General features: G+C 44.9%; 20 protein-coding genes. 10 read left to right on the forward strand and 10 right to left on the reverse strand.

Features of this window, described 5'->3' with window-relative positions:
* Positions 1-17: 17 nt before the first annotated feature.
* A complete protein-coding gene (hpt, locus tag G6R11_RS11735; RefSeq protein WP_163133253.1) occupies positions 18-548 on the reverse strand; it encodes a hypoxanthine phosphoribosyltransferase in 531 nt (176 codons plus the stop codon).
* A gap of 292 nt (positions 549-840) precedes the next feature.
* On the opposite strand from hpt, the gene G6R11_RS11740 reads away from it, so the two are divergent.
* The gene (locus G6R11_RS11740) at positions 841-1,458 is read left to right on the forward strand and encodes a TetR/AcrR family transcriptional regulator (RefSeq protein ID WP_163133254.1); all 618 of its coding nucleotides are present in this window, start codon (positions 841-843) and stop codon (positions 1,456-1,458) included.
* A gap of 26 nt (positions 1,459-1,484) precedes the next feature.
* Here G6R11_RS11740 and mpl read toward each other — a convergent pair whose 3' ends face one another.
* A complete protein-coding gene (mpl, locus tag G6R11_RS11745) occupies positions 1,485-2,834 on the reverse strand; it encodes a UDP-N-acetylmuramate:L-alanyl-gamma-D-glutamyl-meso-diaminopimelate ligase (protein WP_163133255.1) in 1,350 nt (449 codons plus the stop codon).
* Between the two features lie 66 nt (positions 2,835-2,900).
* Entirely contained in the window at positions 2,901-3,233 is a 333-nt protein-coding gene (locus G6R11_RS11750; protein WP_163133256.1) for a hypothetical protein, read from the reverse strand.
* 49 nt (positions 3,234-3,282) lie between these two features.
* Here G6R11_RS11750 and G6R11_RS11755 point away from each other — a divergent pair, with 49 nt between their 5' ends.
* From G6R11_RS11755 to G6R11_RS11770, 4 genes are all read left to right on the forward strand, one after another.
* The gene (locus tag G6R11_RS11755; RefSeq protein ID WP_163133257.1) at positions 3,283-3,522 is read left to right on the forward strand and encodes a hypothetical protein; all 240 of its coding nucleotides are present in this window, start codon (positions 3,283-3,285) and stop codon (positions 3,520-3,522) included.
* 81 nt (positions 3,523-3,603) lie between these two features.
* Positions 3,604-4,524 (forward strand): hypothetical protein, encoded by a 921-nt coding sequence (locus tag G6R11_RS11760; protein WP_163133258.1) that lies wholly within the window; start codon positions 3,604-3,606, stop codon positions 4,522-4,524.
* A 77-nt stretch (positions 4,525-4,601) separates the two neighbouring features.
* Positions 4,602-5,144 carry a YtfJ family protein gene (locus G6R11_RS11765; RefSeq protein ID WP_163133259.1) on the forward strand — a complete coding sequence of 181 codons (543 nt, stop codon included), beginning with the start codon at positions 4,602-4,604 and terminating at the stop codon, positions 5,142-5,144.
* 257 nt (positions 5,145-5,401) lie between these two features.
* Complete coding sequence (locus tag G6R11_RS11770) at positions 5,402-6,223, forward strand: TIGR03899 family protein (RefSeq protein ID WP_163133260.1); 822 nt, start codon at positions 5,402-5,404, stop codon at positions 6,221-6,223.
* Positions 6,224-6,277: 54 nt separating this feature from the next.
* On the opposite strand, the gene G6R11_RS11775 is transcribed toward G6R11_RS11770, so the two are convergent.
* The 3 genes from G6R11_RS11775 to G6R11_RS11785 are packed head-to-tail and all read right to left on the reverse strand — an operon-like array spanning position 6,278 to position 10,516.
* Positions 6,278-7,030: a phosphoadenylyl-sulfate reductase gene (locus G6R11_RS11775; protein WP_163133261.1), complete on the reverse strand. Its 753-nt coding sequence runs from the start codon at positions 7,028-7,030 to the stop codon at positions 6,278-6,280.
* Positions 7,023-8,726 carry an assimilatory sulfite reductase (NADPH) hemoprotein subunit gene (cysI, locus tag G6R11_RS11780; protein ID WP_163133262.1) on the reverse strand — a complete coding sequence of 568 codons (1,704 nt, stop codon included), beginning with the start codon at positions 8,724-8,726 and terminating at the stop codon, positions 7,023-7,025. Before cysI ends, G6R11_RS11775 begins: the two co-directional genes overlap by 8 nt.
* On the reverse strand, positions 8,726-10,516 hold the full coding sequence (locus tag G6R11_RS11785) for an assimilatory sulfite reductase (NADPH) flavoprotein subunit (RefSeq protein WP_163133263.1): 1,791 nt from the start codon (positions 10,514-10,516) through the stop codon (positions 8,726-8,728). The genes cysI and G6R11_RS11785 overlap by 1 nt, the downstream gene beginning before the upstream one ends.
* Positions 10,517-10,729: 213 nt before the next feature.
* On the opposite strand from G6R11_RS11785, the gene G6R11_RS11790 reads away from it, so the two are divergent.
* From G6R11_RS11790 to G6R11_RS11810, 5 genes are all read left to right on the forward strand, one after another.
* A complete protein-coding gene (locus tag G6R11_RS11790) occupies positions 10,730-12,535 on the forward strand; it encodes an ATP-binding protein (RefSeq protein WP_163133264.1) in 1,806 nt (601 codons plus the stop codon).
* A 9-nt stretch (positions 12,536-12,544) separates the two neighbouring features.
* Positions 12,545-13,894: a sigma-54 dependent transcriptional regulator gene (locus tag G6R11_RS11795; RefSeq protein WP_163133265.1), complete on the forward strand. Its 1,350-nt coding sequence runs from the start codon at positions 12,545-12,547 to the stop codon at positions 13,892-13,894.
* A gap of 200 nt (positions 13,895-14,094) precedes the next feature.
* On the forward strand, positions 14,095-15,075 hold the full coding sequence (locus G6R11_RS11800) for a TRAP transporter substrate-binding protein (RefSeq protein WP_163133266.1): 981 nt from the start codon (positions 14,095-14,097) through the stop codon (positions 15,073-15,075).
* A 71-nt stretch (positions 15,076-15,146) separates the two neighbouring features.
* Positions 15,147-15,683, forward strand: a complete 537-nt coding sequence (locus G6R11_RS11805) for a TRAP transporter small permease (RefSeq protein WP_163133267.1) — start codon at positions 15,147-15,149, stop codon at positions 15,681-15,683.
* A gap of 24 nt (positions 15,684-15,707) precedes the next feature.
* On the forward strand, positions 15,708-17,105 hold the full coding sequence (locus tag G6R11_RS11810) for a TRAP transporter large permease (RefSeq protein WP_163133268.1): 1,398 nt from the start codon (positions 15,708-15,710) through the stop codon (positions 17,103-17,105).
* 52 nt (positions 17,106-17,157) lie between these two features.
* Here the strand turns inward: G6R11_RS11810 and G6R11_RS11815 are convergent, their stop codons facing one another.
* Genes G6R11_RS11815 through G6R11_RS11830 form a run of 4 tightly spaced genes read right to left on the reverse strand, consistent with a single transcriptional unit; the run spans position 17,158 to position 22,215 of the window.
* Complete coding sequence (locus G6R11_RS11815; RefSeq protein ID WP_163133269.1) at positions 17,158-17,604, reverse strand: acyl-CoA thioesterase; 447 nt, start codon at positions 17,602-17,604, stop codon at positions 17,158-17,160.
* A gap of 60 nt (positions 17,605-17,664) precedes the next feature.
* Positions 17,665-19,011, reverse strand: a complete 1,347-nt coding sequence (prsR, locus tag G6R11_RS11820) for a PEP-CTERM-box response regulator transcription factor (protein ID WP_163133270.1) — start codon at positions 19,009-19,011, stop codon at positions 17,665-17,667.
* 39 nt (positions 19,012-19,050) lie between these two features.
* Positions 19,051-21,090 carry an XrtA/PEP-CTERM system histidine kinase PrsK gene (gene prsK, locus G6R11_RS11825; protein WP_163133271.1) on the reverse strand — a complete coding sequence of 680 codons (2,040 nt, stop codon included), beginning with the start codon at positions 21,088-21,090 and terminating at the stop codon, positions 19,051-19,053.
* Positions 21,091-21,144: 54 nt separating this feature from the next.
* Entirely contained in the window at positions 21,145-22,215 is a 1,071-nt protein-coding gene (locus G6R11_RS11830) for an XrtA/PEP-CTERM system-associated ATPase (RefSeq protein WP_163133272.1), read from the reverse strand.
* Position 22,216 lies beyond the last annotated feature (1 nt).

The following is a 22,216-nucleotide window of genomic DNA, read 5'->3' on the forward strand; positions in this document are numbered from 1 at the left end:
GCCCAATGATTAACCGCTTAGTCTAGCGGTATCACTTTGCCTACATAGGGTAGATTGCGGTAGTACTGGTCAAAATCAAGGCCATAACCAATTACAAATTCGTCAGGAATACTAAATCCCGCCCAATCAACCGGCACTTCAACTTCTCGACGTGAAGGCTTATCCAACAAAGTACAAATAGATACGCTATGCGGTTCGCGCAGCGATAGCATTTCTCTTACTTTGCTCAGGGTATTACCAGTATCGATGATGTCTTCAACAATGATCACGTCACAGTCTTTAATATCATCATCTAAATCTTTTAGTACCCGAACATCTCGCGTACTTACCATGCTGCTGCCGTAGCTGGATACCGTCATGAAATCGAGCGTTAAGCTACGATCAATTTTACGCGCCAAATCAGACAGAAAAATGCACGAGCCGCGCAACAAGCCAACCAGTACCAATTTACGGTCAGATGAGAACTTTTGTTCAATCTCTTTACCTATTTCTGCTACTCGTTGAGCAATTTCCTGCTCGCTGATCATTTCTTCTACGCGATGTTTCATAATGTCGACCTATCAATTGGCTGAATATATCAGCAAAAACTTATTTAGCATGAGTTGAGAAAAGAAAAACAAATATACGAATTATCAATAAATTAACAAAGAAATTATTAGTTGTTTATATCAATAACTATTAATTAGCTTGTAAATACACTATGATTTAATTGAAAGGCATTCGCATGTCGTCAGTTCTTCTTAACTGAACGACACATTTTAGATGATTTTTATCCGAAATGGTAAACAAGAAATGCCTCATAAAAAATAATAATTTAAATAACAAACGCGAGAACAAACTATGCAAACTAGCACCTTAAGACGCCGTACCCGGCTGTCGCCGGAAGTACGCCGTAAGCAACTCATGCAATGCGCTGTTGAAATTTTTGCCCGTCGCGGTATTGGTCGTGCGGGTCACGCCGAAATCGCTGAACTAGCAAACGTATCAGTAGCAACTGTATTTAACTACTTTAATACCCGCGAAGACCTAGTTGATGCTGTTCTATCAGAAGTAGAACAAACCATGTTAGGTTTAGTTGAGCAAACCTACCCTACTGACGAAAATGCGATCGCTGCGATTCAGCATCACTTGTCAGCATTGGTAGAACTGGCTTACAGCAACTCAGATGTTACTCACATTTGGCTAGAGTGGAGCTCTTCAGTACGTGAAGAGGTATGGCCACGTTTTAGCGCTGTAATGGCTAAGATCAACCAACAAATTGGTGAAAGCATTCAATCTGGCTTCGATAGCAAAGAAATCAGTAGCGCGCTAAATGCCTTACAAGCTGCTCAAGCGATTAACGCAGGATTGTACCTAGCTGTACAAATGATTAATCGACCTGACAGCCCAGAGCGCCAAGAAGTTGTAGATTTCTTGAATGACTTTGTATTGTCACTACTACGCCCACCGGGTAAGTAGATAACAAGGGCCCTAAGGGCCCTTTTTTAATGCTTGATTAACTCGCTAAGCTTAGCGTGTATCCCTTCAAAACCACCGTTACTCATTACCAGCACTTGATCGCCTTTAGTTAATTCTTCAGCCACCTGCTCAACAATCTCATTAACACTCGTTGCTACTCGCGCATGCTTAAGCTGTGCAGCGGTATTGGCAATATATTGGTTGCTTGCGTCCGGCTGATACAAAAAGACCATATCAGCCACTTGTAAGCTTTCAGCCAAACGCTCTTGATGTACGCCCATTTTCATGGTGTTAGAACGCGCCTCTAGAATCGCAATAATCCGCTGCTCACCAACTTGAGCGCGTAAGCCATCGAGGGTACTACTAATCGCACTGGGGTGGTGGGCAAAGTCGTCAAATAGACGCGTACCATTTTTCTCGGCGAGTAGCTCTAGCCTTCGTTTTGGCGGTAGGAATTTCTGTAAACTGTCAATGGCAAGACTAGGTAATACCCCTACATGCCTTGCGGCGGCAATGGCCATTAATGCGTTTTCCGCATTATGCTGGCCAATTAAATCCCAGCTTAGAACGCCTTGCAGTTCACCATTTAGCTTTATGCTTAATTCACTACAATCCGCTTTATTTGCTTGCCATTGCCACGCTTCGCCCTCTCCAGTTTGCTCTAACTCAGACCAACAGCCTTGCTCAATAACCTGCTGAATAGGCGTGTTATTTTTAGGCGCAATCACTCTTCCAGAGCTGGGTACAATACGCATTAGATGGTGAAACTGTTTTTGAATCGCTGCTAAATCATCAAAAATGTCTGCATGATCAAACTCTAAATTGTTCAGGACTAAAGTTCGTGGTTGGTAGTGAACAAACTTAGAACGTTTATCGAAAAAGGCACTGTCATACTCGTCAGCTTCAACCACAAAAAACGGCGTATCACCTAAACGAGCTGAGCCGGAAAAGTTACGTGGAACACCGCCAATAAGATAGCCAGGAGACATGTCGTTGTCTTCCAAGATCCAGGCAAGCATGCTTGCTGTAGTGGTTTTTCCGTGCGTGCCCGCCACTGCCAATACCCATTTCTCGGGCAAAATATAGTGTTTAAGCCACTCAGGTCCAGAGCAGTATTTAAGGCCTTTATCGAGTACATATTCTACGCAGGGGTTGCCTCGACTCATGGCATTGCCTATCACCACTAAGTCAGGCGCGGGCTCTAATTGTGATGGGTCATAGCCTTTAATCAGCTCAATCCCTAAAGACTCTAACTGGGTGCTCATTGGTGGGTATACATTTAAATCGCTACCCGTTACACGCATGCCCGACTCACGCGCGAGCATTGCCAATCCACCCATAAAGGTGCCACAAATACCTAAAATATGAATATGCATAAATAAAACAGTTTGAAAGCAAAAACCAGCGTTTAGAATAGCACTTAACGCCACAAATTATTGAAGCTAATGTGAATTTCTACGGGAGGTTTCAGGGTCTGGAATTTGAATATACAGCTGTTGTTGTTGATAACGATACGGTCGATACCAGTTTAAACCGCATTGATAGTCGCCTACCGCGGTAAACACACAGCCTACAGGCAACTCTCTTAACCATTGAAGCTGAGCTTCACTTCGCATTTGTTCTTGCCACAAATGCTGCTCCAGTAGCTCTTTTTTGAGCTCAAAGGCATCAACTTTATTTGGGTCTGAGCTTTTTTGAACAATAATCGGCCCACCAACTGCCGAAAAAGCCAGTAGAAACATAGCAATAAAAGCGTAATTTAGTCGACGTTTCATAAGTTGATCATCTACAATCTAAAGCCTTTAAAAGTTTAGGTGATTGCTCATGATTAAGCACGTTGTTATCGCATTTTTTTCATTAATTTTAATGGCCTGTAGCCAAGCCCCAGAGTCTGTACTCAAAGTAGATGGAAGCTGTGAAGAACCGCGCCCGCAAATCTGTACCATGGAGTACGACCCAGTATGTGGTGAAGTAAACGGTGAATTGAAAGAATATGGCAATGCTTGCTCGGCCTGTGGTGATCCTGAGTTAAGCACTTACCAAAAAGGCGCCTGTCCAGAGTAACAAACTGTTAACAAAATTTAGCAAACTCGCCAATCAGTGCTATTTACTTAAGGTATAGCTAATTAGCACTGAGAGGCGATTATGAGTCGAACTGTTGCACTAGGCATGCTTTTATTAAGCACCTTACTTTATAGTAATCAGTCTCTTAGCATTACGGCCAATCAGCAGATCAATGACAATTCGTTTTATGGCGAATGGCAGTGGTCTGACACCCAAGGCCAGTATCAGCAGCTTAAACTGCAATTTTCTGAAGATTTAGTTGAGCAGTCTGAAGTGGAAACTTTTCGACTAAGCTATAGCCTAACCTACCCCTCTCAAGCCATTAGTGCCTATTTAAGCCCGCGCTTGGAGCATGCTGTGGCAATGATTAATCAGTATGTAGACGACCCAGAAACCCGCTTAGATGACATTCTGCAAGCACTGCGCAGTGACAGCGACAGTCCTTCTTCTAAAATGCTGTGGGATGCCTATGAGCAGTACACTCACGATGCTTTTCGCCACCTAGGCCTACTGCCTTGCTTGCATCCACAAGGCGCTCAATACCCCTGCGTTCGGCCTAACTATTCACAATTGTTCTATCAAAACCGTGACCGTGTGAGCCCAATAATCGACCACTTCACCCGGCAGGGAGATTTGAATAGATCACTCGCCGAGGCTCAAGCCTGGTTACTTACCATCCCCAGCAAGCAGGAGAATAATTACAGCTTTACTTCTCCGGTGGATGTATTAAAAGACAATCGAGCCGATAGCGATGAACGTGCTTTGTTACTCGCGCTAGTATTAAGTGAACTGGCTCCTAACTATCCACTGTACATGGTGTATCCCGCCGACAGCGTTGGAAGCGCCTCGCCCGCTTGGTTAACTATAGACGCCAGCAGTGGCATTGAAGGGCCAACCGTAATTATTGGCGACAGTGCACACACCCTTGTTTCTGGTTCTTCAGAACTAATAAAAGAGATGCTGCTCGCAGAAGTACAATTGATCAGCGATGCTCTCTATTAAAGATTGTTAGTTTTTTGTTATAAATGTTTTACACAGGTCTGACCTGACAAACTTAGTCAAATATAAGGGATCACCACGTGAAACATCTATTACTACTTTTAAGCCTGCTACCAGCATGGGCTATGGCGCTAAACATAAACACTGGCGGTAATCTACCAAGCATCGACATTAACAACGCTGGCGAATTGCAGCTCGCTGGTGATGACATTAGTTACAGCGCTTGGAGCACTCAGCAATTAGATGGCAAAGTAAGGCTGATTCAAGCAATGGCTGGCCGAACCAGCGCCAAAGAGCTTAACGCGCCAATGATCGAAGCGGTAAAACAAGCCAAGATTAGTGACGACGTATATCAAACAGTGACTATCGTAAACTTAGATGACGCTGTTTTTGGTACCTCAGGCTTTGTTAAAAATAAACTCAAGAAGAACAAAAAAACTTTTCCACAAGCCAGCTTTGTTTTGGATAAAGAAGGTGAGCTATTTGAACTTTGGAAAATAAAAGCCAAGTCTTCAGCAATCATTTTGCTAGATGCTGGTGGAACTGTTTTATTCGCTAAGGACGGAGAGTTGAATCAACAAGAAATTGAGCAGGTAATTGGCTTAATCAAGGCAAACATCTAATTAAGTTAGCGATAAAGTAGAATAGGCGTAAAGCTATTTACGCCTATTCAAACATGCTCATTAGCACCAACAAGCTAAGCACATAAGCGCTCATTAACACCGTTAGTACTTTATGTCGTTTAGTCCATACGGTAAGGTTTTTTAACACAACTACCTCCCTTTTCGCTAGTTAACCTAAATTTAACACTTTTAACAATGAATGCAAACTTGCTTTATCAATGAATCCTCAGTAAAAATGAGGCAGCGAGGAGTATTTCATGTCTGACAAGTCAATCACCGAAAACAAAAACAGCCACGTTGAGAACAGCAAGCTGCAGCTGGCCAAAATAGCCAAGCAGCGTGGTTTAGATGCTTTGTTACATAAAGAGAAAGCAGCCTCTACGTGGTCGCAGCGGGGCCAAGCTAGAGTGACTGTTGAGCTAGCTACTCAGCAAAAAAATCTAGAAAGTATCTTTTACTTTGCAGCACAAAAAACTAGCGAACAAGATGTAGGCAGTGAACCCGACGCCGATTGGATGACGGAATTTTTGCAGTTAGCGAGCAACACCCAAGTTAAATCAATGCAAATGTTGTGGGCAGACATTCTTAGCCAAGAGCTTGCGACTCCAGGCAGCTTTTCAGTGAAAGCCTTACGCACTCTTAAACTGATGACTCAGCGCGAAGCATTATGGTTTCAAACGGCTTGCGAGTTAAGCTCTGTGCTTGGTGGTGAAAGCAACAACAAAATACTCACCGGTGTGGCAAGACCAGCCAGTAATTTAGGCCTAGTTAGAGCGAAGATCGACAAAATTGCACTTGGCCAGCACCGTATGCCTTACCATCACATTCTGCAACTCACGGATTTAGGTTTACTGTTTGATAGAGAGCTTGAAATTCGCCCCTCAGCACTTCATGAAACATCACTAAGCCATGGGCAAGCCCATTATGCCTTAAAACCTCGCTACAAGGGCTCACGGCTGCTTTACCACCGTTTCACGCCCATTGGCGATGAGCTAGCTAAACTTATAACAACTCAGCCTCTTGTGTCTTATCAAGAGCATTTAGAGCAGCTATTACATAACTACTTTGAGCTGCATTAAGCCAAGATCAAAAAAACGCGGCCAAGGCCGCGTTTTTGTTTAACTCTGACAAACCTAAATACCGCTGCCAGCCACTTCTTCGTGTAAACCACATTCACGTTTCAAACCAAAGAAGCGAGTATCTTCTTCACTCATCCCTGCTTGCAGGGGCTGTGATGTTTGCACGTCTCCTACCGATACGTAACCTTGCTCCCACAAAGGGTGATAAGGCAAGTTATGCTCTTTTAAGTAGTAGTGCACATCTTTATTAGTCCAATCGATAATGGGTAATATTTTAAAGGCACCATTTTGTATTTGCAGTACCGGTAAATCTGAACGAGAAGACGACTGGCTACGACGCAAACCCGAGAACCAGCTCTTCACTTCTAGCTCTTTAAAAGCACGCTGCATAGGCTCTACTTTGTTCAAGGTGTTGTATTGCTTTAAGCCTTCTACGCCTTGCTCCCAAAGTTTACCAAAACGCGCTTCTTGCCAAGCATTAGACTGTGTCGATTTGTATACCTGCAAATTCAGGTTTAAGCGCTCAGTTAGCTCGTCAATAAAGCGATATGTTTCAGGAAATAAGTAGCCTGTATCGGTAAGTATTACCGGAATATCTGGCTTAATTTGCGTTAAAAGATGCAAGCTAACCGCAGCTTGAATACCAAAGCTAGAGGTTAGCACCACTTGCTGGGGCAAGTTCTCTATGGCCCAAGCAGCACGTTGTTGTGCGCTCATGCCTTCGAGCTCTTTGTTTACTTCAGATAACTCAGCAAAACGCGCTTCTACAGGTAGCGCAGACAGTTGCTCTAAATCTAAGTTAGTCATGAAAATCCCTAACGCTTACTTTTACTTCAGCGACAATTCCAGCACGAATTACAAAGTCACCAAAAGCTTCATCTTGCTCACGTTCTTTAGCCCAACGAGCAATTAAACCGTCTAGTTCAGACAAGATTTCTTGCTCACCAATGCCCTCTAAATAGAGTTTAGGAATACGTGTTCCGCTTTGGTTACCACCGAGATACAAATTGTACTTACCCGGGCCTTTGCCCACTAAACCTGCTTCTGCAAGCATTGCTCGTCCACAACCATTGGGACAACCGGTTACGCGCAAAATAATGTGCTCTTCGCTCATGGCATGTTTAGCCAATAGCTGCTCAACATCGTCCACTAAGCCAGGCAAGTAACGCTCTGCTTCTGCCATTGCTAGTGGGCAAGTTGGAAATGCTACACAGGCCATCGAGTTTACACGTTGCGCACTGTGGCTATCATTAATTAAGCCATGTTCACGTGCAAGCTTTTCAATTTTTGCTTTATCTTTCGCAGGTACACCAGCAATCACTAGGTTTTGGTTGGCGGTCATGCGGAAATCCCCTTTATGGATCTCAGCAATTTTAGCCACACCGGTCTTCAGTGCTTTTTCTGGGTAATCTAATAAACGGCCGTTTTCGATAAATACCGTTAAATGGTGCTTGCCATCAATACCTTCTACCCAACCAATACGGTCACCACGAGAAGTAAACTCGTAAGGACGGCTTTGTTCAAAGCTAATGCCTGCGCGTTTTTCAACTTCTTGCTTGAAGGTATCGCTACCTACGCGGTCAAGGGTGTACTTGGTTTTCGCGTTTTTGCGATTAACTCGGTTACCCCAATCTCGCTGGGTAGTAACAACCGCTGCTGCTACATCTAAGGTTTTTTCTAATGGAACAAAACCAAAATCGTCAGCTCTACGTGGATAGGTAGATTTGTCACCATGGGTCATCGCAAGGCCACCGCCCACCAGCACGTTAAAACCAACTAGTTTTCCATTGTCAGCAATAGCAACAAAGTTAAGGTCATTGGCGTGTACGTCGATGTCATTATGCGGCGGAATTACTACCGTGGTTTTAAACTTACGTGGTAAGTAGTTTGAACCTAAAATCGGCTCTTCTTCACCACCTTCGACCTTTTCACCATCTAACCAAATCTCAGCGTAGGCGCGAGTTTTAGGTAATAAATGTTCACTGATTTTAGTAGCCCACTCATAGGCTTCTTGGTGCAGCTCAGACTCAACTGGGTTACTAGTACATAATACGTTTCGGTTAACGTCGCCAGCAGTAGCGATAGAATCGATGCCAATGCTGTTAAGCGTTTGGTGCATCAATTTAATGTTGGGCTTTAATACGCCGTGAAACTGGAAAGTTTGACGCGTCGTTAAGCGAATACTGCCGTACATGGTGTGGTCGCTAGCGAACTTATCAATAGCTAACCACTGTTTAGGCTGGATGATTCCGCCTGGCATACGTGCACGCAACATAACATTGTGCAAAGGCTCGAGCTTTTGCTTGGTACGCTCGGCGCGTATATCACGGTCGTCCTGCTGGTACATACCGTGGAAACGAATAAGCTGAAAGTTATCAGCAGTAAACCCACCAGTGATACGGTCACCTAGGTCTGCTTCAATAGTGCCACGCAGGAAGTTGCTCTCTCGCTTTAGGCGCTCATTATCTGACAACTTGCCTTCAACAATTAGATCCGAACTCATTAGTAAACATCCTTCTGGTAACGCTTAGCACTACGTAACTGTTTTAAATACTCTTCTGCTTGCTCAGGGCTTTGTTTACCCTGCTCAGCAATAATATCGATAAGGGCTTGGTGAACATCTTTAGCCATGCGGTTTGCATCACCACAAATGTATAAATGAGCGCCTTCTTCTAACCATTGGAAAACTTCTTCGGCGTTCTCTCTTAGGCGATCTTGCACATAAATCTTGTCAGCTTGATCGCGCGAAAAGGCTACGTCTAATTTGCTTAGCAAACCAGATTTCAAATAGCCCTGCCATTCGGTTTGATATAAGAAATCTTGGGTAAAGGTTTGGTCACCAAAGAACAACCAGTTTTTACCTTCTGCATCGCTAGCATCACGCTGTTGCATAAACGCACGGAACGGAGCGATGCCAGTGCCAGGGCCGACCATAATAACTGGAGTATCAGGGTTGCTTGGTAAACGGAAGTTATCATTGTGCTCTACAAAAACTTTAACCTGAGCACCTTCTTCAGCGCGCGCACCTAAAAAGCCAGAAGCGCCACCTAAGCGTTGCTCATCACCTTGTTGGTAGCTAACTACGCCAACCGTTAGGTGAACTTCTTCTTCAACTTCCGCTTGCGCAGAAGCAATTGAATAAAGTCGCGGAGTAATCTTACGCAAAGCATCAACAAAATCTTGCGCCGCTACCTTGGCTTTTTTCTCAAGCAGTACATCAATCACCTGATGATTAGCCGCATACTCACGAAGCTTATCTTTATCCGCTACTACGGTTTGCAGTTTCTTACTGGCAGACCAAGCAGCCCAAGCTTCAACAAAGGCACCGCTAGTTTGAGTAATCTCTAGTTTCTCAGCTAGTGCATCAGCTAAGCTATATTCTTGCTCATCAATGCTAACTAAGTCGTCGGCTTTCAAGCCTAGGCGAGCAATGATTTTAGCCACTAACTCACGGTCGTTTTCAAACCAAACACCCAAAGCGTCACCCGCTTGGTATTGCAGGCCAGAATCAGCCAAATCAATTTCTACGTGGCGAACATCTTTAGCAGAATCGCGACCAGTAATTTTTTGGCTTAAGCTTAGCTCAGCAGCATAAGGGTTCTTTTTATTGTATTGGCTGGCCGCCGGGGCACTTACCGGCAAGCTAACTACAGAACCGCTTGTCTCTGCGCTTAAGGTTTGCTTAAGCTCAGTCAATGCTTGTTCAGTCCAGTTGGCAGCGTCTTTATCGTAGTCAACATCACAATCAACGCGCTCACAAACACGCTCGGCACCTAGAGCAGCTAAACGCTCATCAAAATCTTTACCGGTTTGGCAGAAAAACTCGTAGCTTGAATCGCCTAAGGCCAATACGCTGTATTTAAGGTTATCCAGCTTTGGTGCTTTCTTAGAGGCCAAAAATTCGTGGAACTCTATAGCGTCATCGGGTGGCTCGCCTTCTCCGTTAGTACTGGCAACAATCAGCAAATGAGTTTCGTTCTTCAAACTTTTTGCTTTGTAATCAGCCACATTAACAACTTCAGCGTTAATATCTTGCGCTTGAGCAGCAGCATGTAGCTCTTCGGCAACCCCTTTAGCGTTACCAGTTTGAGAAGCATAAAGAATAGTTAGTTTGCCCGCAGGCTGTGCTTGCGCAAGCGGCGCTAACTGCCCCGCGTTTTGTCCTACGCCCGCTAGGTAACCACTTACCCAAGCCAGTTGAGTTACCGACAGCTCAGCCGTTGCCTGTTGCAGCAGACTAACCTGTTGCTCAGACAATGGGCTAGCCAATGACGAAAGTTCCTTTAACAGCATTTTATCGCACCCTAGATTCACAATTGCAGCTAGTCTACTCAAGCACGCCCTAAGACAATAAAGAATAAAAGGGGATTTTTTATAACCGTAGGTAATATATGGTCACTTAAGAATGGTCAAACCGCTCACAATTTGCACTATGTGACTGAACAACCAGCAATATCTGCAAATGTTATATAAGCTTATTTTATTCTCTTGTTTAATTGGTTCGCGATGGAACAGCGTTCAAAAAACCAAATGTCATTAAAGCAGAAGCTGCTGCTGGTACTGGGTTGGTTACTACTTTTGTTACTGGCTGGCGTTACCGCGCAATACCAAGCAAAACAACAACAGCAAAGCCAATTACTTGAAGAGAGCCAACGCTTACAACGCAGTATTCAGCATGAGTTGGATAGATTTCGTAATTTCCCAAAAGTGCTGGCGATTCAGCAGCAATTAATTGAGCCTTTAAGCTTAAATGTCACCAGTCAGCGCCGTCACGCCCTAAATCGCTATCTACAGCATATTAATGAGCTGCAAGGTAGCGACGTGACTTACTTGCTAGACCCCAGCGGCCTGACCTTAGCTTCCAGCAACTGGCAAAGTGCCCGTTCCTTTGTTGGCAGCAACTACAGTTATCGGCCTTATTTTCAAACCGCTATCTTAGGTAAGTATGGGCAGTATTTTGCTTTAGGCTCTCGTTCGGGCATTCGCGGTTATTATTTTTCGGCACCCGTAAAGCTGCAACAGCGAGTTATAGGGGTATTGGTGGTAAAAGTTGCACTTAACATCATAGATAAAAGCTGGCGTGATCCTAACTTTGAATACCTACTTACCGACAAACACGGAGTGGTATTTTACGCCTCAAAAGCGCATTGGCTTTATCGCAGTATTAAAGCCTTACCGGAATCTTTACGCCAACAGCTGATCAACTCTCGCCAATATGGCCCGCATCAGCTAACAAATATGGCACAAGACCTACGCCCTAATAGTATTAACCTGCCCAATTATGGCGGGCAACGGGTTGATTATATTAGTACCAACCGCGTGCTCCCCACAGCGGGCTGGCGGCTATATGCCTTGTCCAAAGACAGTGGTTATAAAAGCGAGATCGCCGAGGCGCTGTTTTTAAGTTCACTGTTTTACCTAGGTGGGGTATTGCTTTATTTGTATTGGCGCCAGCTTCAATTAAGCCGTTTAATGCAAGCTCAAGCTAATCAACAGTTAGAGGTAAGTGTGCAGCAGCGCACCGCCGAACTTACCCAAAGCAACCAGCAATTACAGCAAGCCATTGATGACTATCGACGTACCGCCAACACCTTAAAGAAAACCGAAGATGAACTGGTGCAAGCAGCCAAACTAGCCACGCTTGGCGAGCTATCCGCTGGCATTAATCATGAACTAAACCAGCCTCTCACGGCCATGCAAAGTTATGCAGAGAACGCCCTGCGTTTTCAACAAAAGCAAAATCATCAGCAAGTCACCCACAACCTACAAGACATCATCAAACTCACCTCCATGATGAGTAAAATGATTGCCAAGTTTAAAATCTTCTCGCGTAAATCCAGTGGGCAAACCAGTGCGGTATCTAGCGCTGTTTCAATTAACGCTGCGCTATCAATCCTGGCTAATCGCATCGTATCGAATGGGATTAAAATTGAGTTTAGTGGCCAAGATGAACACTGGGTTAAAGCCGAACCGATACAGCTGGAACAAGTCCTCATTAACCTGATCAATAACGCCATAGATGCCTTAGAAGGCACGCAAAATGCCTGCTTAGGCATACGCCAATATCAGCAGGGCGAATGGCAATGTATCGCCATTTTGGACAATGGCCCAATGCTTAGCGAGGAACAACTACAACGTATTTTTGAGCCCTTCTTTACCACTAAAAAACAAGGCTTGGGTTTAGGCATGGCAATATCGAAACGTTTAATAGAATCCTTTGAAGGAGAGCTGAGTGTCAGCAATCTGATAGATATTGGCCCAGAGTTTGTTATTCGCCTGCGTACCCACACTCCACCAGCCAAGCAAGTTTAAGAGGTAGCCGTGTATACACCCGTGATAATTATTGATGATGATCCAGATATTCTGCGCTCTCTTGGTCAAACCCTAGAGCTAGAAGACTACGAATGCTTGCGCTTCGAAAATGCCGAACAAGCCTTACGTCAAATAAAACCCACTTGGCCGGGCGTTATTATCTCCGACATCAACATGCCCGGTTTAAGTGGCCTAGAAATGATGCAACGCGCCCATCAAATTGATGCGGATTTACCGATTATTTTACTGACCGGCCACGGTGATATTTCCATGGCAATTAAAGCGATTCGCGACGGCGCTTATGACTTTTTAGAAAAGCCCTTCTCCACCAGCCATTTGTTGGATGTATTGCAGCGAGCGTTAGAAAAGCGCCGGCTTACCTTAGAAAACCGCGAGCTAAAAGCCGAACTAGATGCCCAAAGCGGACCGGGCCCGCGTATATTAGGCTCAACCCCAGCCATTAGCCGTATGCGCAAAATTTTAAGCCACATTAAAGATGCCCCCGCCGATGTATTAATTCACGGTGAAACCGGCACCGGAAAAGAGTTAGTTGCGCGCTTTTTGCATGACCATAGCATTCGCGCTAAGCACCCCTTTGTGGCGATTAACTGCGGCGCGGTGCCAGAGACCATGATTGAAAGCGAGCTGTTTGGTCATGAGGCTGGCGCATTTACCGGCGCCCAAAAAAAACGCATTGGTAAGATCGCCTTTGCTAACCATGGCACCTTATTTCTAGATGAAATTGAAAGCATGCCAATGGCACTGCAAATAAAGTTACTGCGAGTGCTGGAAGAGCGCAGCGTGGAACCCTTGGGCAGTAATCAAGCCACTTCTCTTAACATTAGGGTCATCGCCGCCACCAAGAGTGATTTACAAGAACTAGGTGAGCAAGGCGAGTTTCGTAGCGATTTGTATTATCGCTTAAACGTGGTTGAGGTACATATCCCCGCCTTGAGAGAGCGCAGTGAAGATATCCCGCTCTTGCTGGAAAACTTCCTACGCGTAGCCGCTGCTCGCTATCAACTTAATAGCCCAGAGGTATCACCCGGCCGTCTTGCGGAGTTAATGAACCATGATTGGCCTGGCAATGTGCGTGAGTTGAGAAACCTAGCAGAACGTTGGGTACTGATGGGCGAAGAAGCCGCGTTTAATGAGAGTAACAACCACCAGCAATCACTCAACCTGGCCGAGCAACTTTACCGTTTTGAACGCACCCTATTGCAAGATGCCTTACAACGTCATAATGGCCAACTAAAAGCGGTACAAGAAGAACTGCAAATAGGCCGTAAAACCTTATACGAGAAAATGAAGAAGTATCAATTAGACAAGGGTGATTACAAAGATAACGATACTTTTTAATGGGTCGAAACCGACCCATTAAGCCAAAGCACACGGGGGGAGATCCCCCCATTCCTCACCAAGAAAATAAACCTCCCGCTGTAGAAAAACACAACTAAGCAAAGCTATTCAAACACTTACCAATATTATCAAAACTTGGCGTGCTGCTTGCTCTAGGGTCTAGCGTTGTAAACAACTAACCCTACACAAGGACGAATATAATGAAGCTATTAGCAAGCACGCTCGCCGCTTTAAGTTTTGCATTTGCCAGTACCCTAAGTGCTGCGCCTATCGAGCTAAAATTTTCACATGTTGTTGCAGAAAACACCCCTAAAGGCCAAATGGCCTTAAAGTTTAAAGAACTCGTCGACCAACGTTTACCAGGCAAAGTAGAAGTGAAGGTTTACCCTAACTCTCAGCTATACGGTGACGGTAAAGAGCTAGAAGCCCTGCTTTTAGGCGATGTTGAGTTGATATCGCCTTCTCTATCTAAATTCAAAAAATACACTAAAAAGCTACAGGTCTTCGACCTACCTTTCCTATTCCAAGACATGGCAGCAGTCGAGCGCTTTCAAGCCAGTCCCGCAGGCCAAGAATTGTTGTCTTCACTAGAGAGTAAAGGCTTAGTGGGTTTAGGCTACCTGCACAACGGCATGAAGCAGCTATCGGCTAACGAGCCGCTTTACACGCCGGCTGATGCTAAAGGTAAGAAATTCCGCATTATGTCTTCCGACGTACTAGCCGCGCAATTTGAAGCTGTTGATGCAGTGCCGCTTAAAAAGCCCTTTTCAGAAGTGTTCACCCTGCTGCAAACTCGTGCCATTGATGGACAAGAGAATACCTGGTCGAACATTTACTCGAAAAAGTTCTTTGAGGTTCAAGCCAGCATTACCGAGTCTAACCACGGCGTGCTCGACTACTTAATTGTAACCTCTGCAGAATTTTGGCTTGAGCTACCCGACGACATTCGTAGCGAACTAAAAACCGCCTTAGATGAAGCCGTTGCTCACGGCAACCAGATTGCCGCAGAAAAAGCCGATAAAGATAAAGCCAATATCATGGCTTCAAATCGCTCAGAAATCATCTCCCTCACCGACGAGCAACGTCAACAATGGGTAGAAGCGATGAAGCCCGTTTGGCAGCAGTTCGAAGATGAAATTGGCAAAAACATTATTGATGCTGCAGTAGCAGCCAACCAATAACTGAGTTGGCGCAAGTTCCCCTCGTCTTGCGCCAGCTTCTCTTGGTTTTGGTTCATCGATAAGGACATCACATGACCTTTGTTACTTGGTTTCGCCGTTTTGAAGAAAATTTCATCGCATTTTTGCTGGTCGCCATGACGCTACTGGTTTTTGTAGAAGTGATCATGCGCTTTGTATTCAACTCTGGCATCCATTGGGTGCAAGAAGTCACCTTGTACTGCTCGGCTTGGTTAGTGCTGCTGGGTGCCAGCTGGGGCGTGCGAGAAGGCGCCCACATTGGCGTAGACGCCTTTGTTAAAGTACTTCCTCCCACTCAACGTAAGTGGATTACCTTAGCGGCCTTGGCACTGTGCTTGTTTTACTGCGGCCTATTTATGTATGGATCTTGGGTATACCTGAGCAAGCTGGCCCGCATCGGCATTGAAATGGAAGACCTTCCCATCGAAAAATGGAAAACCATGAGCGTACTGTTCATTGGTTTTGTATTGCTGGTAATTCGGTTTTTGGAAGTGGGCTGGAAAGTATTCACCAACCAGCAAGATGGTTTTCATCTGGCAGACGAAGCCAAGGAAAGCATGCAACTCGCCGACGAACTAAAAAAACAATAAGCGCTTGCGGCAAAGGAACTGACCATGACAACTTTTACTCTGTTTATCCTACTGTTTGTTTGCATGATTATTGGTATGCCCATCGCCATTGCGCTTGGGTTTGCCAGCATGACAACCATCCTTTTATTTTCAAACGACTCCTTGGCATCGGTAGCATTAAAGCTATTTGAAGCCACCTCTGAACACTACACTTTGTTAGCAATTCCCTTCTTCATTCTGTCATCCGCCTTTCTTTCTACTGGCGGAGTGGCTCGCAGGTTGATTAACTTCGCCATGGACAGCGTGGGACATATTCGCGGTGGTTTAGCCATGGCCTCGGTATTGGCCTGCATGCTGTTTGCTGCCGTATCTGGCTCAAGCCCAGCAACTGTGGCAGCCATTGGCTCGATTGTGATTGCCGGCATGGTGCGCTCAGGCTACCCAGAATCACTTGCTGCGGGGGTGATTGCCAATGCAGGAACCTTGGGCATTCTCATCCCGCCTTCGATTGTAATGCTGGTGTACGCTGCTGCCACCGAAGTTTCAGCCTCTCGGATGTTTATGGCCGGCTTTATCCCTGGCATCATGATGGGCACCATCTTGATGATTGCCATCTACATTGTTGCGCGGATTAAAAACTTGCCCGCTCAAGCCTACCCAGGTTGTAGGAAGTGGGCAATTTCAGCACTAAAGGCCACTGGTGGATTAATGCTGATTGTGATTGTTCTTGGTTCAATTTATGGAGGTGTAGCCAGCCCTACCGAAGCGGCATCGGTTGCTGCAATTTATGCATTTTTAGTCTCAGTGTATGGATATCGAGATATTGGGCCAATTAAAAACCAAGCGTGGAAAAATGACGGCGAAAACCTTGGCGCTGCTATAGGCCGAAACTTATTGTTATTCCCCATTAGCATTATCAAATCGGTAAGCGATCCTGAAGTACGTCAAGTATTAAAAGATGCTGCCAAAGTGAGCATTATGCTGCTGTTTATTATCGCCAATGCAATGTTATTTGCTCACGTGCTCACCACCGAGCGGATCCCACACATGATTGCGGAGTCGATAGTTGCTTATGGCCTGCAACCTTGGGCATTTTTGGTGGTGGTAAATATCTTATTGCTGATTGCCGGTAACTTTATGGAGCCCTCAGCCATCTTGCTGATCATGGCACCGATTTTGTTCCCTATTGCTACGCAACTGGGTATCGACCCGATTCACCTTGGAATTATTATGGTGGTGAATATGGAGATTGGCATGCTCACCCCACCGGTTGGGTTAAATCTATTTGTGACCGCCGGAATAACTGGAAAAAGTATGGGATGGGTTATTAAAGCGTGCTTGCCTTGGCTAAGCCTATTGTTGTTCTTCCTGATCCTGATTACTTATATTCCGCAAATATCGCTGTTTTTGCCGGAGTACATCGACCACCTTAACGGCTATTAATCTTCCCCCCACAAAAAAAAAGGCCTGCTAACTTTAGCAGGCCTTTTATCGTTTATGCTTTTTCCATTCTACGCTGGCGGCGTCGCAACGCATCGTTAAATCGCCTTTTAGCGACTTCGGTGCTTGGCTGTAACGGCGGAACTTCAGCAGAATTGCCTTGTTCATCAACTGCAACCATCGTGAAGAAACAAGAGTGAGTATGGCGAACCGTTTGCTCTTTAAGATTCTTGGCAACCACTTTAATCCCAATTTCCATAGAGGTGCGACCGGTGTAATTTACCGAGGCAAGAAAAGTAACAAATTCACCAATCTCCACCGGGTTCTTAAATAATACTTGATCTACCGATAACGTTACCGCGTAATTCCCACAATATTGAATAGCCGTGGTGTAAGCCACTTCATCCAACTTTTTCAACATGGCTCCACCATGCATCTTACCGGAGAAATTGGCCATCTCTGGGGTGACCAATATATTCATTTCTGTTTGTGACTTGTCCATGAGGGGCCTAATTGAGTAGTTACAACAAGCGGCTCGCGCCGCTTTACAAACAAACTAACCTTAGTCAGTTTTTAAACCATATTTATCCAGCAAAGAATACAAGGTTGGGCGAGTAACACCAAGCAAACCAGCAGTATTAGAAATATTACCGTTGCTTAACGCTAAGGCTTTATTAATCGCTTGCTTCTCTGCGGCTTCACGCACATGGCGAAGGTTTAGCGCCAGTTTAACTTGTTCTTCATCGCCAATCGGCAAAGCCAAATCATCTGCAGTAATCTGCTTATTGTCAGCCATGATAACTGCCGACTTCACCTTATTTTGCAGCTCGCGAATATTGCCGGGCCAGCGGTGATTAGTTAAAGCGGTAATCGCGTCATCGCTAAAGTTATTAATATTGCGCTGCATTTGCTTATTATAGTTTTGCAAGAAAGCGCGGGCTAACAACACTACATCTTCACCACGGTCGCGAAGCGGCGGGATATTAATGGTGATCTCACTGATTCGGTAAAACAAATCTTCACGGAACTCTTTTTGCTCAACCATGTTTTGCAAGTGTTGGTGGGTCGCACAAACAATTTTCACATCCACCGCAATTTCTTTGCGTCCGCCTACTCGCTCAACCACTTTTTCTTGCAAGAAGCGAAGAATTTTTGCTTGAAGCGAATATGGCATATCGCCAATTTCATCTAAAAATAAAGTACCGCCATTAGCGCACTCAATTTTACCTTCGGTGGTTTTATGCGCCCCAGTAAATGCGCCTTTTTCAAAACCAAATAGCTCGCTTTCTAGCAAGTTTTCAGGGATAGAAGCACAGTTAATCGCAATAAAAGGTTGGTCTTTGCGCGGGCTTTGTTGATGAATAGCACGAGCTAATACTTCTTTACCGGTACCACTTTCACCTAGCAATAACGTGGTTACCTCGGTAGGTGCGATACGCTCCACCATGCGGCAGACTTTCTGTACCTGCGGGGAGTTACCTAAAAAGCCGTTGTTATCTAATGAAGCCCCCTTTAGGGTTTCATTTTCGAGCTCTATATTGGCAACCCAAAATGCTCTAGCGATGATCACCGACATGGTGTCGTCGTCAATCGGCTTTTGATAAAAATCATGCGCTCCCATAGCGATAGCACTTAGGGCGTTTTCTTTATCTTCGTTGCCAGTTATAACAATCACTTTGAGCTTTGGATTTAATTCCAGCATCTCTTTTAGCGTCGCTAAACCTTCACTGGCATTGGCCTCATCTGGCGGTAAACCCAAATCTAAAGTCACCACTTTAGGCTCATAACGACGCAGAGCAGTGATGGCTTCCTTCCTATCACCAGCAATAATGACTTCGTAGTCGCTAAAGCTCCACTTTAACTGTTTTTGAATACCTGGGTCGTCTTCAACAACCAATAACGTTTCCATGTTATTTTTTCCATCAGCTTTGCTAGCACATTAAGCCAGCTAAATTTTATGAATGGGCAAGTACAACTTAAATAAGCTACCCTCGCCAACATTACTCGTAACTTGTATATGTCCACCAAGATCTTCTACAAAGCGTTTCGCGTCATAGGCGCCTACACCCATGCCAGCATTACCTTTGGTGGTATCAAAAGGCTTGAATAAGCGTGTATCTATAAATTCTACGCTCATTCCCTCGCCGTTGTCTTGTATTTCTATTAAGCATTCATTGGCTTGCTTGCCTGCACGAATGCAAATCGTTCCGTCTTCTAAGGTAGCATCTTGAGCATTTTGCACTAGGTGCGAAACCACGTTTACGAATCGCTCTTGGTCACCCACTAGCTCAAAGGCCTCATTTAAGGTGAACTCCAACTGCGGAACCGGCTTACTGATTGAACGAGATTGAACAACCTGCTCAAGTGCGGCTTTTAGCTCAAATGGAGCAACCACTGTATCTACCCGTTGCTTCTTACTTAAGTGCGCAACAACCTTGGCTAAACGATTGGCCGCTGAGTCTACGGTTTCAAACGCATCATCAATAAATTCTGGGTTATGTTTATGTTTTACTGCATTTTTCGACATCAGCTGCAATTGCGCTAGTACATTCTTTAGGTCATGCACCAGATAAGCAGACATGCGGTTAAAGGTATCAAACTGCTGGCTTTCGGCCAATGCTAGGTTAGAACGGTGCAAGTTAAGAAATACCGCCAGCTGGCGACTAATCGCTCGCATTAAATCACGGTCTTCCCAGTTCACACTATGAATAGCTGAGGGCGAAGACAGCAAAATTACACCTTTAAAGCCTGCACTAGTGCTCATTGGGATCACGTAACAAAACTTGGTAATTTGCTGTAACTTGTTACTGGAAACTTGAAACGGCACCACGCTGGTATCTTCTTTTAGCTCCTCGATATCAACAATCCATTGATGCTCAATGGCTTGTCCAGCCAAATGCTCTAAACACAATTGAGCCTGCGAATCATCGTCTCGAATGTTGTAAGTAGCTTTAACCACATAGCGGCCGTTTTCTACAATAGCTAAACCAGCATATTGGCAATCGAAAGGCTGGTTAATCGCCTTAAGCGCGATGCTATAGGGCGAGACGCCATCTTCTTCAAGCACAGCTGCAAACTTCATCCACTCTTCGCGGTATTCATATTTATTCGCAAAGAAGTGTTTGGTAATTTGCACCTTTAAACGTTTGCGTAAGCGTTCAGATAAAAACAAGCTCACTAGAATTAACGCGCTCAAGGCAAAAAAGCCATTCTGAGCCATGCTGCCCCAGTCACCACCCGCATAACGAATGTAGTAACCGACTAAAGCCATGACCAGTAAGTAACCACCGGCTACTAACAATAAAGTACTGTGATAAATCACATCACGTGAGACATAGATTTTAGTCGACCAGCGCTTGATCCTGCGGGCACTTAACAAGACCAGCGGCGCAGCAAGTATGGCGACAAAGCCACGCAAGCTCCAAAAATCAAAGGAGATCCCAGAGGTAATTAAGGCATTGGCATATAAAGCGAAATCGAAGGCAAACATGCCGCCCAAACCAAGGCACATAGGTTTAATGGTGGGGCGAGCACTCACATCAATGCGCCGATATAACTGCTCTATTAACCACAAACCAATAACGGTTTGTGATAGCTGTGTGACTAGCCAAAACTGGTTTAACTGAAGGCCTGCCAAAGTAGTCGTTATTTGTAGACATGCGATAAACATCATGCCCAGCAACAAGCCCTTTTTACGCCAAGGGCCACGAATAAAATTGCTAAGCTCGAAGCGTGGGGCGATGGTGGCGTAAAGCAATAAGAACCACAGAGCGTTACGTAGTGTTTCGATACCAAACAAATAGCCAAGGGAAAGCGCAATCCACATCTGAGCAACCCCAGAGGATGCCCACAGCAGCGTAAAAAATACCACCAGGCTTAAGGCTTGGCGTTGAAAGCCACTTTGCTTAGTTGTGAGCAACAATAAGCTGAATAGCAAGTACACCAGCGCTGCAATGCTGTACCCTAATAAACCAACAATAATACTCAAAGGTGACCTTCCATTTACCCGCTAGGCTATGCAGCAGCAAACAATAAACAAGACTTAGCTATTTTCGCTTAACTCGACGATTTCTTTTCGCTTCTTCTCAATCATTTTATCTAGATAGCGAATGATTTTTATTTTGCGCAACACCACCTCTTCTAGGTAGCTAGACACATCAAGTAGTTTTGCTTTTAATTGGCTATCACCGATGGCGGCATTGCCAATACTGGCGCTAGCGTCGATACCGTCTTCATATTGGCGCCCTAATACTGCATCAATATCCGAAACACCTTGCTGTTCTGGCGTACCCTGTAAAGAACCAGAAAGCTCACCGCCCATCTCCTCTATTACAGCAGCTACATCGGATTGGCTAATTGCGTGTAGGTCTTCCAAAAACGCATATAAAAATAGTCGGTCGGCAAAGATATTAATCTTTCGTGGAATGCCCTTAGTAAAGCCGGCTATTTGCTGAAAAATATCCTCATCGAGTTTAGGGTTTTCATTCCAACCAACCTGTTTGAGGCGGTGTAATATGTAACCTTGGGTTTGCTCTGCATCCAAAGGTTTTAGGTGACAAGATGCAATAATCCTTTGTCTAAACTGCTCCATTTCCGGCAGTTCAATAATTGGTTTTAGTTCCTCTTGTCCAAGTAAGAAACTTTGAAAAAGAGGTTTGTCGTTAAGTTGAAAGTTAGACAGCATCCGCAGTTCTTCAACGGTTTCTGCTGGCAAATTCTGCGCTTCATCGACCACCAACAAGGCGCGTTTACCTTGCTTATTTAAGGTCAGTAAATATTGCTCAAAGCGTTTTAGAATGTCGGCTTTATTTAAGCCTTCAACATCAATGCTGAACTGGGCTGCAACTAAACGAACTAATTCATCGGGATTAAGTTTAGTTGTGGCAATTTGAGCCGCCACAATGGAATCATCCACCGAAGCTAATAAGCTCCGTGCGATAGTGGTTTTTCCGGTGCCAATTGGCCCCGTTACAACAATAAAACCTTCCCCTTGAGATAAGCCATAACGCAGGTAAGACACCGCGCGGTCATGGTGAGGGCTGGCAAAGAAAAACTTAGGGTCAGGGCTAAGCTTAAATGGTTTATCACTTAAGCCAAAAAATGATTCATACATA

This window comes from Agarivorans sp. Alg241-V36, from assembly GCF_900537085.1.
In the GTDB taxonomy this organism is placed as follows: domain Bacteria; phylum Pseudomonadota; class Gammaproteobacteria; order Enterobacterales; family Celerinatantimonadaceae; genus Agarivorans.